We start from the raw sequence: 18,031 nt of genomic DNA, 5'->3' as shown, positions 1-18,031 counted from the left end.
AAGGAGTATACATGGACTTAATTAAATTATATAAAAAGCGTAGATATATTATTAAAACAGCTGTATTAGTATTAATTATTATAATTGCAGGCATATTTTATATAAACCCAACCAAAGAAGATGGCAGTGTTATAATTAATAAAGATAATATTTCAGATAAGGAAAGTGATAGCAAGAGTATTATCGGTGGAGTTACCAGCGGCGGTGCTGCTGATATTAACAATAGTAATGGTATTAATGGTAACGAAGCAGGCAATGACGGACTGGATGAGAATAACAGTAAGATATATGTATATATATGTGGTGCAGTTGTTAATGCAGGAGTTGTCAGTGGTGGTGCAGGTATGAGACTGTATCAGGCGGTGGAACTTTGCGGAGGTCTTATTGATGAGGCAGACGGCACCAGAGTTAATCTTGCAATGCAGTTAAAGGATGGAGATAAAATATATATCCCATATGCTTACGATGATATAAGCCTGACAGATGAAATAAACAACGGCTGTAATCCCAATGCCACGGGGATATCGGGCAGTAATACAGAGAATTCAGGCGGTAATAGCGAAAGTTATGGTAGTAACACAGGGGGAGCAGGCAGTAGTAATCTTATTGATATTAATAAAGCTTCCAAGTCTGAACTTATGCAGTTATCCGGCATAGGTGAGGCGAGGGCATTAGATATAATAAGTTATAGGGAAAAGCATGGTGCTTTTAAAAGGATAGAAGATATAAAGAATGTATCAGGAATAAAAGATGCAGCATTTAACAAGATAAAAGATTATATATGTGTTTGAACAAGGAGTAATTATTAAAGATGGCGGGTAAAGTATTAGTTGTTGATGATGAAAAGATGATTGTTAAAGGAATTAAATTCAGCCTTATACAGGACTACAGTGTGGTTGACTGTGCCTATGATGGTGAAGAAGCACTTGATATGGCTAAGAACAATGATTACGATATAATACTTCTGGATATAATGCTTCCTAAGATGAATGGACTTGAGGTATGCCAGCAGATAAGAGAGTTCTCTAATGTTCCTATAATTATGCTTACGGCCAAGGGCGATGATATGGATAAGATTATGGGACTTGAATATGGTGCGGATGATTATATAACAAAGCCATTTAATATTCTTGAAGTTAAAGCAAGAATGAAAGCAATCTTAAGAAGAAATAATAAGCCTGAGAAAGAACAGGCTAAGAGTAATGTATTAAATATCGGGGATATGAGAATTGACTGTGACAGCAGAAGTCTTTTTATCAGAGGCAAAGAGATTTACCTTACAGCTAAGGAATTTGACCTTTTAGAGCTGCTTGCATTTAATCCTAACAGAGTATATAGCAGAGATGTACTTTTAAAGACAGTGTGGGGAGCGGATTACCCGGGTGATGGACGTACAGTAGATGTTCATATAAGAAGATTAAGAGAGAAGATAGAAGATAATTCAAGTGAACCTAAGTATGTTCATACTAAGTGGGGAGTAGGTTATTATTTTAATGTTTAATATAAATAAAGGAACGCGGGGACAATCGGCTAAATCCAGGATGAATCATAAGAAATTAATAACAGATATATTAAGTTTTTTCTTAAGCACAAGATTCAGACTCGTATTTATAATAGCAGTAATGTCTATTATATCGACAATCTCAGCAGTCAAGGCTGTTAAATATTCATATACGACATCACTTGTTGAAGCAAGGAAAGCATACGTTAATAATGAGGCTGTGCTTATTGCGGCTGAATTTACGAAGTACGGAAGCATTGATGAAGCACATAATGATGGGGTGTATGAAAATCTTATGAATTATTCATCGCTTAATGCAATAAGAATAAGGCTTGTAGATAAGAAATATAACATAAGCGTGGATACATATGCTGTTGACACTGGAAAGACTATGATTAATTCCAAGGTTATAACTGTGTATGATAGTTCTAAGACAATAACTGATTACAGCAAAAAGACCGGCAATATAGAAGCAGCTTCTCCTGTATACAACAGCGAGGGACAGCTTATAGCTGTTCTAGTAGTTAATCTTGATATATCAGATATAAGCCAGATAGCAGGGAATGCTTTTGACAGGATATGGGTTATTGAATTTGTGATAATTACTATTATTCTTGTTGTTTCGATTATTGTGACATATTTTTATTTTAAGCCGTATAAGAAAGCACTTCATATTGTTGAAGAAGTTGATTTTGGATATATAGACAAGAGAATGGACGTTAAAGGTTCTACAGAACTTAGACAGTTTGCAAAGCATTTTAACAGTATTATGGACAAGAACAGTGAGCTTGATAATTCAAGGTCTGAGTTTGTGTCAAATGTATCACACGAGTTAAAGACACCTATAACTTCAATTAAGGTTCTTGCCGATTCGCTTAATACGCAGGAAGATGTTCCTGTGGAAGTATATAAGGAATTTATGGTTGATATTGTAAGTGAAATTGACAGGGAGAATAAGATTATTGAGGATCTTTTATGTATGGTAAGGCTTGATAGAGCTTCAGCTACCCTTAATATTTCATCAGTTAATCTTAATGAACTGTTAGAGCTTGTGTTAAAGCGGTTAAAGCCACTTGCACAAAAGAAGAATATAGAATTGCTATTTGAGAGTTTCAGACCGGTTGTGGCACAGATTGATGAGGTTAAGATAACACAGGTAATATCTAATCTTGTTGAAAATGCTATCAAATATAATGATATGGACGGCTGGGTGCATGTTTCACTTAATGCAGATCATCAGTTCTTCTTTGTAAGGGTTGAAGATTCTGGAATTGGAATACCTAAAGAGAGCCAGAGCAGGGTTTTTGAGAGATTTTACAGGGTTGACAAGGCAAGGTCAAGGCAGACAGGTGGAACAGGTCTTGGACTTTCTATAGTTAAGAATATTATATTAATGCACCACGGAACAATTAAGCTGTATAGTGAGGAGGGGATGGGAACAACATTTACTTTCAGAATACCGCTTAATTATGTGGAGTCAGATGATGAGGATAAGAATGAGAATTAGACTATTGATTAATAAGCTGGTAGTTACATTATTATGCTGTTGTATGGCTGTAGAGCTGACGGCGTGTTCTTCACAGAACAGGGGCAGGCAGTATACAGTTTATTATACGAACAGTTCAAAGGACAAGCTTATAGAACAGAATTATAATATTGACATTGACACTTCTATAGAAGATACAGCAAGACAGCTTCTTGATAAGATGAATGTTAAGCCTGCTGATAAGAATGAGTATATAATAAAGCCTGATAATGTTACGCTGTTAGATGTTATGCTTGATGGAAAAGCGATTGCACTTAATTATTCATCTTCATATAAGCAGATGAGTACACAGGTTGAACTGTTATTCAGGGCAGCAGTAGTAAAAATGCTTACGCAGATAGATGATGTATTGTATGTACATTTTTATGTTGATGGCAAGGAAGCTTTGTATGAGGACGGTACAGTTATAGGTGCATTAAAAAAGACAGATTTTACGGAATCAGACAGTGCATTTGGAGAAATGGACTGGCGTAATGTACAGTTGTATTATGCAGATTATACAGGTACCAAGCTTGTTAAAGTCAAGGAAATGCTTGCTTATAATAAGAATATGCCAATAGAAAGAATGATTGTGCAGAGGCTTATAAGCGGACCTACAGCCGCAGGAGCATACACGTCACTGCCCAAAGATATCAAACTTCTTGGTGTGTCTGTTGTAGAAAAGGTGTGTTATGTTAATCTTAGTGAGGAATTCCGTGACGAGCTTGTTAATGTGAGCTCATATGTTGAGATATATTCAATAGTTAATTCATTATGTGCCCTTGACAGCATAGAGTCTGTTAAAATATTCATTAACGGAGATTATACGAATACGTTCAGGGACAGTATAAGCCTTGACAGACTGTATAAATTTAATTCAGGTATAGTTGAATAAGCGTTCCAGAAAGGAACAAAAGGTTAGTTATTTGAAAAGACCATTATTAAGTGCGGCTGTAACTCAGCTTATAGCCGCAGTAATATCTACATATTGTTACAGGGAAAAGCTGCATTGGAGTGCAGTGCCTGTAATAGTATTGGTTGGAATTTTGGCATTTGAAGTTTTACGCATATGTGTAAGATTCAATAAGAATTCCTGTCTTTATTATCTTATATTTCTTATATTTCCAGTGACAATAATAAGAACAGGCATAGTAAGTGACAGACTGGGAAAATGTTATGAGAATATAACATTTACAGGCACAATATATAATATGCAGAATAAGGATGGTTATAATGTTTTGTATATTAATAATACGGACATTCATACAGGAATTATTGTATACACAGATGATAATAAATGTAATGCAGGAGACATAGTGCGGGTTACTGGAGATGTTAAGGAATTTGATAAGCCAAGAAATTATGGCAGTTTTGACGCTAATATGTATTATATTTCGCTGGGTTATCCATATAAATGCAATGCAGATAAGGTTGTAGTTACAGAGAGTAACAATAACCGGCTTAGATATATTTTGTATGTAATTAAGCAAAAGATTAAGGGTATATATGCAAAGGTATATAAAGATAAAGCTGGGCTTATGTCATCAATTGTGTTAGGTGATAAATATGAGCTTGATATTAAGACTAAAGAGGAATACCAGAAAAATGGAATTGCACATCTGCTTGCAATAAGCGGTCTGCACATATCTTTAGTTGGTATGGCTGTATATAAGCTAATAAGAAAATATATAGGGATAATGAAAGCTTCTGTAATATCAATCGCGGTTATTATAATGTACCTTATTATGACAGGAGAAACGGTATCTGCCAAAAGGGCGGTATGTATGCTGGTGCTTATTATAATTGCAGATGTATATGGCAGGACATTTGATATTCTTACAGGGTTGTCAGCTGCTTCAATATTAATACTTGGGCGTAATCCATATACGGTCTATAGTATGTCATATATAATGTCATTTCTGGCGATTATAGGTATATCACAGTTATATCCTGTATTAATGCCTGATGAAAAAGCTATAAATAGCAGAATGGACAATACTGGCAAAATAGTAAAAAAGTCGATAGTGTACATTATTAATGCATTGCTATGTAGTATTGCGGTTACATTAGCGACACTTCCAGCAGTGCTTTATAGTTATAATTCGGTATTCATGACAAGTATTTTTATTAACTGCATTGTAATACCACTTATGCCAGTGGTGATGATAACGGGAATTATTACAGCATTTGCTGGTTTTATATCGCTTAAGCTTGCGTATTTTACGGCTGGGGCAGGTAATTATGTTCTTGATTTCTATGACTTTGTGTGCGAACGTAATTCAAGGTTGGGACAGTTCAGAATAATAACAGGACAGCCGCCAGCAGGAATAATTATAGTATATAGTGTGCTAATGATAATATTTATCATTATAAATAAGCCGTCCTTTAAATATAACTTTAACAATTATTACAAGATGCATAGCTTGGTAAATAAAGCAATTAACAACATTATTGCTGTTATGCTGGTGGTATTGGTTCTTAATATGCACTACAAGCCTTATAACGGGCTGCAGATTAATATGTTAGATGTAGGGCAGGGCGACAGCATATATGTAAGTGCTTCGGGCAGACATAATTTTTTGTTTGACGGTGGAAGCACGGATATTAAAAGTGCAGGACAGTACCGGGTGTATCCTGCATTGCGTGCGATGGGCTGTAAATATATAGACTGCATTTTTATAAGCCATACGGATAATGACCATATAAGTGCAGTTATGGAGCTTATTAAGATGTGTGATGATACATTTTCTATTGGGAGTATTGTTATGCCGGATATTAAAGGCAAAGAGAATATAGAGGCATATATGAAGCTTGTGGATATGGCTGATAAAGCAGGCATAAATGTATGTTATGCCGTAAGAGGATATACATTTACAGTAGGAGAGCTGGATATTAAATGTATACATCCTTGTGCTGGTTACGACTATGAGGATAGTAACGATTATTCTGCTGTTTATTGCATAAGTTATAAAAAATTCTCAATGCTTATGACTGGTGATGCAGAAAGCAGGGCAGAGGACTGCCTTATTAATGATATTAATAAAGAGAGAGCAGCTAATGTAGATATTAAAGATGAGCTTTCTGATATAACAGTTCTAAAGGTGGGACACCACGGCTCTAAATATGCTACAAGTGATAAGCTGCTTAAGACAATTAAGCCGCAGTATGCACTTATATCGTGCGGTATCAATAACAGGTACGGGCATCCCCATAGTGAAACGCTTGAAAGGTTAGAAGACAATAACTGCAAGGTGTATGTTACAAATACATTAGGAGAGATAATAATTAGAACAGACGGATACAAAATGAGCGTTCATCAATATTTACAATAATGCAGTATAAATGGTACAATTATACTTATGAAAACTTTAAATGATAATATTAAAAAAGGCGAATATCAGAAAGTATATCTTATATATGGTGAGGAAGAATATCTTAAAAAGCAGTATAAGGATAGAATGAAACAGGCGATAATAGGTGATGATACTATTAATTACAGTTATTTTGAAGGAGATAATACAAAGCCTGAAGATGTAATTACTATATGTGAGACAATACCATTTTTTAGCGAAAGACGACTTGTTATAGTAAGTGACAGCGGGTATTTTAAGACGGCTAATGATAAAATGGCAGACTATATTAAGGAACTGCCGGATTATCTTATATTAATATTTATAGAAAAAGACGTTGATAAGAGAAATAAAGTATATAAGGCTGTAAGTTCTAATGGATATGTATGTGAAATGCAGTATCAGACACCAGCAACGCTTAAAAGGTGGATAGCAGGAATGATGGCTTCCAATGATTATAAAATAAGTGAGGCAGCATGTGAGCTTCTTCTTGATAAGACTGGTGCAAGTATGGAGCTTATAAGAAATGAGATAGACAAGCTTATAAGCTATTGCAGTGATAAAAAGATGGTTATGCCGCAGGATGTTGAGGCGGTATGTTCAACACAGACTGTAAGCCATATATTCGATATGCTTGAGGCGGTTGCCAATAAGAATAAAGAAAAAGCACTTTCGCTTTATTATGATTTGCTTACATTAAAAGAGCCTCCGATGAGAATACTATATCTTATAGTAAGGCAGTTTAATGGAATATTGCAGGCAAAGGAGCTTGCGGCAAGGGGGCTTTCAAGCAAAGAGATAGCTTCGGCTATAAAGGTTGCACCATTTGTTGCTGGTAAATATCTTTCACAGGCAAAATATTTTACAACAGATACAGTTAAAGATATATTAAATGAATGTGCAGATATAGAAGAACGTGTAAAGCAGGGAAGATTGCAGGATAAGCTCGGAGTAGAGCTTATAATAATTAAATATTCAGCGTAAAATATAATAGGCAATTTCCTATTACATAAAAAAGACTGGTGCGAGGGTATGCACCAGTCTTTTATGTTAAATAAAATAATTAAGCTAAAGTGTTAACAGCCTTAGTAATACGAGATACTTTTCTAGCAGCTGTGTTCTTGTGGAAGATTCCTTTAGAAGCAGCCTTAGATATCTCAGCTATAGCAACAGGAAGAGCAGCTTCAGCAGCAGCCTTGTCACCAGCAGCAACAGCAGCGTCTACCTTCTTGATATAAGTCTTAACCTTAGACTTTATTGCCTTGTTTCTATCAGCTCTTACCTGACTTGTGATTACTCTCTTCTTAGCAGATTTAATGTTAGCCAATCCGTACACCTCCAAATATTAATATAATCTTAGTTATCTGTTTCGCATTAAAGCCGGACACGGACGATCTAATGTAAACATACTCATATATCTTATAGTAGAAAGTCCATAATGTCAACCATTAATTCACAAAAATATTTATCATTAAATAAATATTCCTGCACATTATAAATAATAAGATGTGAAAAATCAATATGATAGAGATTTTTCATATAAAAATAATGATGCAAGGGTCATAATTCAGGGACAAAATACCTTTTGATTCTTGGTGTCATATAAAGTATGGAATTAAATATGTATACAACATTATATGGGAGTTAAAGATATGCAGAATAATATTAGAACAGACCTTGCAGTAGAATTAAATGAGGAGATTTCAAGAAAAGCCGGCAGGTTAAAAGGCATTATTGTAAATCAGCATAAAGATAAGGATACAGGGATAGAAGTTACAAGCCTGAAGGTTACTAATAAAGCAGGTGAGAGAATGATTGGAAAGCCAATGGGCACTTATATAACGATAGAGGCAAGAAAGATAAATGAGATGAATGAAGATTATAACAATAATGTCACCGAAATTCTGAAAAATTATATCAGCGAACTTATAGGTGAGCTGTTAAAAAATAAAAAAGTTAAAGATAACGGAAAGGATAGCAGACAAGATAATAAAATACCATTTTCAGGTGGGAAAAATATAAGCTCCAAAAGACCCATAAGTCTTTTGGTGGCAGGACTTGGCAACAGGGATATTACATCGGACTCGCTTGGACCACTTGTTGCAAAGAACCTGTATATTAATGGACATATTGATAATGATGATACTGGGCTGTGTGTATGTTCAATAATACCGGGAGTTATGGGGGATACAGGTATGGAAACTGCGGATATAATTAAGGGAATTGCAAAGCAGATAAATCCGTCAGTTATTATTGCAATAGATGCACTTGCAGCAAGAAATATAGAAAGGCTTAATACTACAATACAGCTGTCGGATATGGGCATTAATCCAGGATCAGGAGTAGGCAATCACAGAGTTGGAATTAATTATGAGAATATAGGAATACCAGTTCTTGCAATTGGAGTTCCAACAGTAATAGATGCTTTGACAATAGTAACAGACCTTGTAAGTCCTCTTATAGGTGATTGCAGTGCTGATGAGATAGCAGCATTTTTTTCAGGGATAGACAATAATATGAAGGATATGTATGTCACACCTAAAGCAATAGATCAGGACATTAAAAATATAAGTGTGATAATATCATCAGCTATAAATAACCTGGAGCAGGCTGGAATATCTGGATAATTACAAGCTTTGAACGGACTGCAAAATTATTAGTTATAAATACAATATTTTGGCTGATGGATATTTTTAAATAAAATAGGTAATATTCTTAATAAGCATTAATACAATTAAATATCAGATATAAATTCGATATAAAAGTACAGTAAAGTTGTATACAAGAATGGAGGATTAGCATGGAGCGTAAGCACAGGCTGTCATCATTATTGTCAATTGTGATTATTGTAATTGTATTGGCACTTATAGGTAAGAATATGAAGGTAACAGCATTTATAGAGGATACATTTATTAGTGGCTGTTTAAGGCTTATGTCACCTGCAATGCTGTTTTATGACAAGCCACAACTGCTGGATAATAATATATGGGCACAGCTGGTTAATAATGTTGTACCTGTCAATGCTGTGATTAATAACCAGAATGATGATTATATAAAGCTTGCAGACAATGATGCAGGTGGTGTTATAAGTATTAATGCTGGAGCAGATAATCTGGTAAATGGTCTTAACAATGGTGAAGATAATAGCGGTACAAAAAATGAGACAGATAATAATGCAGGCAATGCTGGTGATACACAGCCGCAGGAGAGTATAATTGCAGGAAATACCACGCAGAACAGTAATATTAACAACAGCCAGCAATTGAACGAATCGGATATACGGAATATTATTTCAAGAAATACAGTGAGCGGTGCAGTATATGATAAATCGCAGCTTACAGATTATAACTTTGTGAGAAGCCATTTTTATACAGTTACATCAATAACGGATCTGACTGACAGTATACTGCGGCCGGCAGAATTTATAGAGAAAAATCTTGCAATAAGCAAGGATAACAGCAAGCCGCAGATACTCATTTTCCATACTCATTCACAGGAGGGATTTACAGATACAGTAGAGGGAGATGTGTCAACGACAATAATAGGAGTTGGCGATTATCTCACAGAACTGCTTGTCAATAAGTATGGATATAATGTCATACACGATACGAGTGTGTATGATTATGTAGACGGAAAACTTGACAGAAGCAAGGCATATACATATGCAGAAAATGGTATTGAGAAAATACTTGCTGACAACCCTACGATAGAAGTTGTTATTGATCTGCACAGAGATGGTGTTGCAGATACAACACATCTGCTTACTAATATTGACGGAAAAGATATGGCGAGGGTTATGCTTTTTAATGGACTTAGCTATAGTAAGGTAAATGGCGATATTGCATATCTTAATAATCCTTACAGGGACGATAATCTTGCTATGAGCCTGCAAATGCAGTTGTTAGGCGAGGCTTATTATCCGGGATATCTTAGAAATATATATGTTAATGCATACAGGTACTGCCTTCACAAAAGAGGAAGGTCAATGTTAATAGAGGCAGGAGCACAGACTAATACAGTTGGAGAGGTTAAAAATGCTATGGAGCCATTAGCGGATATTCTTAATAAATGTTTATCGGGTGAGAAAATGATTAATTAATTGTACTTGAATTACGACTGATTTGATTGTATTATAATTACGTTAATCAGTTAAACTGATAAATCGATAAAATAAAGGCTAGGAGATATAAGTATATGAATAGAGTATTAGAAGATATACAGCCAAAGAATGTATTTAGATTTTTCGAGGATATATGTAATATTCCACACGGTTCAGGCAATGTTGAGAAGATAAGCAGATATCTTGTTGATTTTGCCAAGGAAAGAGGACTTGATTACAGACAGGATGAGAATTTCAATGTTGTTATAAGAAAGCCAGCAACTAAGGGAAGCACAGGAGCACCAGTTATTATTCAGGGACATATGGATATGGTTGCTGTTAAGACACCAGACAAAGATAAAGATATGGAAAATGAAGGCCTTGACCTTTTAGTTGATGGTGATTATATAAAGGCAGACAGAACAAGCCTTGGTGGAGATGATGGAATAGCAGTAGCATATGCACTTGCAATTCTTGATGATGACTCAATCAAACATCCGGATATTGAAGCTATATTTACGGTAGATGAAGAAGTAGGTATGCTTGGTGCAGAAGCTATGGATTGTTCAGATATTAAGGGAAGAATAATGCTTAATATTGATTCAGAAGATGAAGGTATCTTCTTATCAAGCTGTGCAGGTGGAGCTGTTATTATATCTAAGTATCCGGCAGTAAATACAGAAGTTACGGGAACAGAAGTCACAATAAATGTATCGGGAGTTACAAGCGGACATTCTGGTGTTGATATTATATACCAGAGAGCTAATGCCAATGTTGTTCTTGGCAGACTTCTTTTTGAATTATCAAAGCAGTACAACTATAATATCAAGACTATCTCAGGTGGTGAGAAAGATAATTCAATTGCCCCACGTTCAGAAGCAGTTATCGTTGTAGAAGATGGTGATACTGCTGGCGTAGTAGAAATGCTTAATAAGTATGCACAGCTTATAATTAATGAATATAGTGTTACAGATAAGGATATGTCTATTAAAGTAAGTGAAGGCAGTAAAGTTTCTGTCCAGGCAATGGATTACAGTTCTACTAATAAGGTTGTACTTGCACTTACACATATTCAGGATGGTGTTGTTAAATTAAGCAACGACATTAAAGGACTTGTACAGACATCAATTAATGCGGGTGTTGTAAGAATGGAAGATGGAAAGGTTGTAATTACGTATCTTCTTAGAAGCTCAGTAGAGAGCGAGAAAGAATATCTTATAGATAAGGTTACAAGTATGGTTGAGCTTCTTGGTGGTGAATATGTTATCACAGGAAAGTATCCAGCCTGGGAATACAGGAAAGAGTCAAAGTTAAGAGAAATTATGTCTGATTCTTTCAAAAAATTATACGGAAAAGAACCGGTTATTCAGGCTATACACGCAGGTGTTGAGTGTGGTATGTTTGCAGATAAGCTTGACGGACTTGACTGTGTATCATTCGGACCGGATATTATTGATATTCATACATTTAATGAAAAGCTTAATGTACCATCAGTACAACGTACATGGGAGCTTATATTAGATGTACTTGCTTCATTCTAATTAATAAATACAAAGCAGTAATTGATATGCGTTAAATCAGAAAATGGCTTGCAAAAAGTTCATATTTAGATTATTTAGGCATATTGATTGCTGTTTTTTAATTTGTTTATACAAATGTAACAAAAATCACAGCATTTTTAATAAAATATTGACAGATGTTATATATAATGTTATCTTATATGAGTACATAGCATTTAGCTATAATCTATTAATGATACAATAGATAATTCGTAGTAATACATTTATAGAATACAATCTATTGTTATTGTACCTGAAAAGGTATGTCGTGGGCGTGGGTCTTGCCCAGTTAATTCCCAATTATGTATATATTCACTGCGCAGGAATATAACTATTATTTTACGAAAGGAATATATTAAATGAAAGAAACTAATACTATATCTATGATGAATTTTGAGGATTTTAAGAAAGTTATTATGAAGAAAGCTGAACCTGTAGCAGGAGAAGGTGGGACTGTTGATATAACACACGTTATAAAGAATAATGGTTGTGAATATGACGGGCTTATTATACTTAATAAGGGGAGTGTGATATCGCCAACGATATATTTGAATGATTATTATGAGCAGTATGTTAATGGTAAATCAATAGACAGTATATTTGCTGGAATTAAGGAGTTGTATTATCTGAATAAAGACAGATTATCGGTTGATACGCAGAGTCTTATGAGTTTTGAGGGGATAAAAGATAAAATTGTATACAAGCTTATTAATTACAATGCGAACAGGAAGCTGCTAAGCCTTGTGCCACACAAGAAAATACTTGACCTTGCAATGGTATATTACTGCATATTAGGGGAGATTGAGGATGGCAATGCAACAGCTCTTATATATAACAGCAATATAAAGAACTGGCACATAAAAGAAGATGAGCTGTACAGGACAGCGGTTAGTAATACACCTAAGCTTCTTCCTGTAAAGATATATGAAATGTCAGAACTTATTAAATATGTTGATACAGCAGAGGGAAGATATTCATTGGATGATCCTTGGTGCAGTAATCTTTATGTACTTACTAATAAAAGCCGAATTAATGGTGCGGCGGGCATTATGTATGAGGGAGTATTAAAGAAACTTGCAGATAAGCTGGAGAGTGATATGTATATATTGCCTTCATCAATCCATGAAGTTATTATTCTTCCAAAGTCAACAATGTTTAATAAAGAGGAACTGATGGCTATGGTAAGAGATGTTAATACAGAGGGAGTTTCAAAAGACGAAGTTCTGTCATATACAGTGTATGAATATGACAGAAATACAGAAGAACTATATTCTTAAATGCACACAATGGGAGTCGAACCCACGACCTTTCGCTCCGGAGGCGAACGCTCTATCCAACTGAGCTATATGTGCTGATAATAATTAATAATACACTATTTTTTATAAACAAGCAAATGTTTTGATTTTGTTGTATGTTTTTGATATTATAATATGAGTGCCTGAAGGATAAAATAATATTTTCTTATAGAAAAATACATAAATACATATATGAAAATATGCAATGTATGGCATATTTAAAAATGTATAATGATATGTGGATATATAGAGAATGGAATTATCCTTCTGGCACCATAAAGTTTATGGCTTCTGATATTTAATCAGAAGGCGATAATTTTGAAAGGAGCACATATACAATATATATGCGGATAAATAAATATTTAAGTGCCAAGGGAGTATGTTCAAGGCGTGAGGCTGACAGGCTTTTAGAGGCAGGCAGGATAACAGTTGACGGGGCCGTTGCTGAATGTGGGCAGCAGGTTGATGATAATAATATTATATGTATAGATGGCAGTAAGATTTCTAATGATAAACCAGAAGATATACTTATAGCATTTAATAAGCCTGTTGGCATTGTATGTACAACAACTAACAAGCAGGGAAATAACAATATTGTTGATTATATAGGCTACAGTGAAAGAATATATCCGATAGGAAGGCTTGATAAGGAGTCGGACGGACTTATTCTTCTTACAAATAATGGTGAAATAACTGACAGGATATTACGCTCAGTTAATGGACACGAGAAAGAATACATTGTTAAAGTTAACAAGAATATAACTAAAGATTTTCTTGATAAAATGTCTGCTGGCGTGTATTTAAAAGAATTAAATGTCAAGACTAAACAGTGCAGAATATATAAAGTAAACAGCAATACATTCAGAATTGTACTGACACAGGGGCTTAACAGGCAGATAAGAAGAATGTGTCAGGAGTTGGGATATAAGGTTGAAAAGCTTACAAGAATACGGGTTATGAATATTGAACTGGGTGACCTTGCCTGCGGCGAATACAGAGTAGTAGAGGGTGCAGAGAAAGAAAAGCTTTATAACAGCCTGTAGGGTGTGAGTGCTGCTTTTTTGCTATAGCTGGATAAGAGAAGCTTTGAAATAGGTTTATAGGTATGTATATTTAATTGTTAATCTGGAGGAATATTAAGATATGGAGAAGTTAGATAGAATTAAGGAGCTTGTTGCACTTCTTAATAAGGCAGGAAAAAGCTATTATTCAGAGGGACAGGAAATAATGTCTAATTATGAATATGATGCTTTATATGATGAACTTAAAAAGCTTGAAGAGGAAACTGGCTGTGTGCTTTCGGACAGTCCTACAGTAAATGTTGGATATGAAGTATTAAGTGAGCTTCCAAAGGAACGACACGACTCACCAATGTTAAGCCTTGATAAGACCAAAGACAGGGAAAGCTTAAGGAGCTGGTTAAAAGACCAGAAAGGATTGTTATCGTGGAAGCTTGATGGACTTACTATAGTTCTTACATATGAGAATGGAGAGCTGGTAAAGGCGGTAACAAGAGGCAATGGACAGATTGGTGAAATTATTACTAACAATGCAAGAATGTTTAAGAATATACCTGTAACTATAAGTTATAAGGGAAGACTTGTGTTAAGAGGAGAAGCAATTATAACTTATTCTGATTTTAACAGAATTAATGAGGAAATTCCTGAAACAGATGCCAAGTACAAAAATCCAAGAAATCTTTGCAGTGGCTCAGTAAGACAGCTCAATAATAAGATAACAAAAGAGCGTAATGTCAATTTCTTTGCATTTACGCTTGTATCAGCAGATGGAGTAGATTTTAATAATTCAAGAAAATGCCAGTTTGAATGGCTTAAAAGCCAGGGATTTGATGTTGTTGAATATAAGGAAGTTGATAAAGATAATATACTAGATGCAATTGACTGGTTTGAGCATACAATTGTTAATAACGATTTTCCGTCAGATGGACTTGTTATTATATATGATGATATTGCTTATGGTGAATCGCTTGGAAGAACAGCGAAGTTTCCAAGAAATGCTATGGCATTCAAATGGACAGATGAAACCGCAGAAACTACATTAAAAGAGATAGAATGGAGTGCTTCAAGAACGGGACTTATCAATCCTGTGGCAATATTTGAACCGGTTGAACTGGAAGGAACTAAAGTTTCAAGGGCAAGCGTGCATAATATAAGCATAATGGAAAGCCTTAAGCTTGGAATAGGTGACACAATTAAAGTATTTAAGGCCAATATGATTATTCCGCAGATTGCAGAAAATATTACACAGAGCGGAACAGTAAGGATACCAGAAGTCTGTCCGGTATGTGGTGGAAAGACAAGGATAAGCGATGTTAATGATGTAAAATCATTGTATTGTGATAATGAACAGTGTCAGGCTAAGCACATAAAAAGCTTTGCACTTCTGGCATCAAGAGATGCACTTAATATAGACGGTTTATCAGAGGCAACTCTAGAAAAGTTCATTCAGAAAGGTTTTCTTAAGAGGAGAGGGGACATTTTCAGAATATCAAGATATAAAGATGAGATAACATCAATGGAGGGCTTTGGCGAGAAGTCTTATAATAATCTTATTGAAGCACTTGAAAAGGCGAAAGATACAGATTTAGTCAGGGTTATATATGGCCTTGGAATAGATAATGTGGGACTTTCCACAGCAAGATTAATAGTTAATAAGCTTAATAATGACCCTGAGGCGGTTCTTAAAGCAACAGCAGATGAACTTACTGATATAGATGGAATAGGTGAAGTTATAGCAGAGGCATTTGTTGAATATTTTAAAAATGAAGATAAGAAAGATGAGTATCTTGACATATTAAGTGAGGTTAATATTAAAGAGGCTGAAAATGCACAGACAACAGAGGAACTTGCTGGCAAGACATTTGTTATAACAGGAAATGTTAATCATTTTGCTAACCGTAATGAACTTAAGGCACTTATAGAGAGTATGGGAGGCAAGGTGACAGGTTCTGTCACAGGTAACACATCGTATCTTATTAATAATGATAGTACATCGCAGTCAACTAAGAACAAGAAAGCTGCCCAGCTTGGTGTTCCAGTGATTACGGAGGAAGAATTCATCAAGCTTGCAGGAAAAGATGAATTGTTGTAGAATACATCATTAACAGTAAGTTTGACTATATTAAAATGTGATTTACACAGGAATCGAGGTAAATATGCCAATTAAAATACAGAATGATCTTCCAGCTAAGCACGAGTTAGAGGAAGAAAATATATTCGTGATGGACGAAAGCAGGGCACTTTCACAGGATTTCAGAGAATTGCAGATAGCAATTCTTAATCTTATGCCAATAAAGCAGGACACAGAATTGCAGTTATTAAGAGCATTATCTAATACTCCATTACAGATTGATGTGACATTTATACAGACAGAATCACATGTGTCAAAGAATACATCATCATCACATATAAAGAAATTTTATGAAACATTTTCTAATGTAAAAGACAGAAATTTCGATGGACTTATAATAACAGGAGCACCAGTTGAAAAGCTTGCATTTGAAGAAGTGAACTACTGGGATGAGCTTACAACAATAATGGAGTGGTCAAAAGAGCACGTTACATCAACACTCCACATATGCTGGGGTGCACAGGCGGGACTTTACTACCATTATGGAATTAAGAAAGTCCTTCTTGATGAGAAATTATCAGGTGTATACAAGCACCACGTTCTTAACAGAAAAGAGCCTCTTGTAAGGGGATTTGATGATTTCTTTATGGCACCACATTCAAGATATACAGAAGCGTGCAGGAAAGATATATTAAACAACAAACAGCTCAAGGTATTTGCTGATTCAGATGAAGCGGGCATATATATTGCAATAGGACAGGACGGCAAGCATATATTTGTTATGGGTCACCCTGAATATGACAGGATGACACTTGATCAGGAATATAAGAGAGATTTAGACAAGGGGCTTGAGCCACAACTTCCAGTGAACTATTATCCAGATGATGATTGCAACAGAAAGCCAGTGTTATCTTGGAGAAGCCACGCTAATAATCTTTATACTAACTGGCTGAATTATTACGTATACCAGACTACCCCTTATGACCTTAATGATAAGGTTCAGACGTATGGGAATTAGGGCTGGGATTTGTTGTTGTTTGGAAAGTAGGTGATGTTATGCTTGCAACTATGAAAAATGAATATAATAAGTTGTCAGATATTGAAAGATTTATAACAGATGGAAGATTAACAGAGCCTTCAAATGGAAAGCGTTTTGAGTGGCGTGAAATGATTGAAGAAGTTAAAAAACTAGGAAGACCATTGAAAGAGGAAGAAACAAAAAAATTTAGAATTAAGTAGTTGAATATTGTTATTTGGAGAAATAAAATAATTATGTTTTTATTATAAGCACCAACAGAGTAAAATCTTAAGGTGCTTATTTTTTACGCAATTATAATGGCTGGTCTATATCTGATGGTATAAATACTTGACGTACGCAAAAACGTACGTTATAATAATTTTGACATAAAAATTTCTACATTCAAGATAATATTTAGCATATAATTAAAGAAGAACAGATGCAAAATATAATATAATATAATTTATAAGAGATAAGATAGAAACATATAGAGTGTAAGAGAGAAAAACATAATAGAGTGTAAGAGAGATTTAATGAGAGAATAGTAATAAAAAATAATTACATTTAGTATAAAATAGAACAGTATATTTGATT

15 protein-coding genes and 1 tRNA gene are annotated in these 18,031 nt (G+C 34.8%); 14 read left to right on the top strand and 2 right to left on the bottom strand.

The window, feature by feature from the left end:
• Window positions 1-11 precede the first annotated feature (11 nt).
• The 6 genes from WMO42_RS11735 to holA are packed head-to-tail and all read left to right on the top strand — an operon-like array spanning window position 12 to window position 7,360.
• On the top strand, window positions 12-791 hold the full coding sequence (locus tag WMO42_RS11735; RefSeq protein WP_349172678.1) for a helix-hairpin-helix domain-containing protein: 780 nt from the start codon (window positions 12-14) through the stop codon (window positions 789-791).
• A gap of 20 nt (window positions 792-811) precedes the next feature.
• Window positions 812-1,501 (top strand): response regulator transcription factor, encoded by a 690-nt coding sequence (locus WMO42_RS11730; RefSeq protein ID WP_055307154.1) that lies wholly within the window; start codon window positions 812-814, stop codon window positions 1,499-1,501.
• A 40-nt stretch (window positions 1,502-1,541) separates the two neighbouring features.
• Window positions 1,542-3,008 carry a HAMP domain-containing sensor histidine kinase gene (locus WMO42_RS11725; RefSeq protein ID WP_349192345.1) on the top strand — a complete coding sequence of 489 codons (1,467 nt, stop codon included), beginning with the start codon at window positions 1,542-1,544 and terminating at the stop codon, window positions 3,006-3,008.
• Complete coding sequence (locus WMO42_RS11720) at window positions 2,998-3,921, top strand: GerMN domain-containing protein (protein WP_349172677.1); 924 nt, start codon at window positions 2,998-3,000, stop codon at window positions 3,919-3,921. Before WMO42_RS11725 ends, WMO42_RS11720 begins: the two co-directional genes overlap by 11 nt.
• A 31-nt stretch (window positions 3,922-3,952) precedes the next feature.
• Complete coding sequence (locus tag WMO42_RS11715) at window positions 3,953-6,358, top strand: DNA internalization-related competence protein ComEC/Rec2 (RefSeq protein ID WP_055174263.1); 2,406 nt, start codon at window positions 3,953-3,955, stop codon at window positions 6,356-6,358.
• A gap of 27 nt (window positions 6,359-6,385) precedes the next feature.
• The gene (gene holA / locus WMO42_RS11710; protein WP_022502079.1) at window positions 6,386-7,360 is read left to right on the top strand and encodes a DNA polymerase III subunit delta; all 975 of its coding nucleotides are present in this window, start codon (window positions 6,386-6,388) and stop codon (window positions 7,358-7,360) included.
• Between the two features lie 79 nt (window positions 7,361-7,439).
• Here the strand turns inward: holA and rpsT are convergent, their stop codons facing one another.
• Window positions 7,440-7,703: a 30S ribosomal protein S20 gene (gene rpsT / locus WMO42_RS11705; RefSeq protein WP_022502078.1), complete on the bottom strand. Its 264-nt coding sequence runs from the start codon at window positions 7,701-7,703 to the stop codon at window positions 7,440-7,442.
• Window positions 7,704-8,028: 325 nt separating this feature from the next.
• On the opposite strand from rpsT, the gene gpr reads away from it, so the two are divergent.
• From gpr to WMO42_RS11685, 4 genes are all read left to right on the top strand, one after another.
• Window positions 8,029-9,003, top strand: coding sequence for a GPR endopeptidase (gene gpr, locus WMO42_RS11700; RefSeq protein ID WP_349192343.1), 975 nt, complete (start codon window positions 8,029-8,031; stop codon window positions 9,001-9,003).
• A gap of 173 nt (window positions 9,004-9,176) precedes the next feature.
• Complete coding sequence (locus tag WMO42_RS11695) at window positions 9,177-10,475, top strand: stage II sporulation protein P (protein WP_318255744.1); 1,299 nt, start codon at window positions 9,177-9,179, stop codon at window positions 10,473-10,475.
• A gap of 95 nt (window positions 10,476-10,570) precedes the next feature.
• A complete protein-coding gene (locus tag WMO42_RS11690) occupies window positions 10,571-12,016 on the top strand; it encodes an aminoacyl-histidine dipeptidase (RefSeq protein WP_349192341.1) in 1,446 nt (481 codons plus the stop codon).
• 377 nt (window positions 12,017-12,393) lie between these two features.
• Window positions 12,394-13,311, top strand: coding sequence for a DUF5688 family protein (locus WMO42_RS11685; protein ID WP_022502074.1), 918 nt, complete (start codon window positions 12,394-12,396; stop codon window positions 13,309-13,311).
• A gap of 1 nt (window position 13,312) precedes the next feature.
• On the opposite strand, the gene WMO42_RS11680 is transcribed toward WMO42_RS11685, so the two are convergent.
• Window positions 13,313-13,386 (bottom strand) — tRNA-Arg (locus WMO42_RS11680).
• A 287-nt stretch (window positions 13,387-13,673) separates the two neighbouring features.
• Here WMO42_RS11680 and WMO42_RS11675 point away from each other — a divergent pair.
• The 4 genes from WMO42_RS11675 (at window position 13,674) to WMO42_RS11660 (ending at window position 17,658) form a co-directional block, all read left to right on the top strand.
• Complete coding sequence (locus WMO42_RS11675; RefSeq protein ID WP_022502073.1) at window positions 13,674-14,372, top strand: pseudouridine synthase; 699 nt, start codon at window positions 13,674-13,676, stop codon at window positions 14,370-14,372.
• Window positions 14,373-14,472: 100 nt separating this feature from the next.
• On the top strand, window positions 14,473-16,440 hold the full coding sequence (gene ligA, locus WMO42_RS11670; protein ID WP_349192338.1) for an NAD-dependent DNA ligase LigA: 1,968 nt from the start codon (window positions 14,473-14,475) through the stop codon (window positions 16,438-16,440).
• Window positions 16,441-16,504: 64 nt separating this feature from the next.
• Window positions 16,505-17,437 carry a homoserine O-succinyltransferase gene (metA, locus tag WMO42_RS11665; protein WP_090139748.1) on the top strand — a complete coding sequence of 311 codons (933 nt, stop codon included), beginning with the start codon at window positions 16,505-16,507 and terminating at the stop codon, window positions 17,435-17,437.
• Between the two features lie 38 nt (window positions 17,438-17,475).
• Complete coding sequence (locus WMO42_RS11660; RefSeq protein ID WP_022502070.1) at window positions 17,476-17,658, top strand: hypothetical protein; 183 nt, start codon at window positions 17,476-17,478, stop codon at window positions 17,656-17,658.
• Window positions 17,659-18,031 lie beyond the last annotated feature (373 nt).

The organism is Lachnospira sp. CLA-JM-H23 (assembly GCF_040096425.1).
Lineage (GTDB): Bacteria > Bacillota > Clostridia > Lachnospirales > Lachnospiraceae > Lachnospira > Lachnospira rogosae.
Note: the sequence above shows the minus strand (reverse complement) of the source record. Positions and strands in the feature narration are given on the sequence as shown.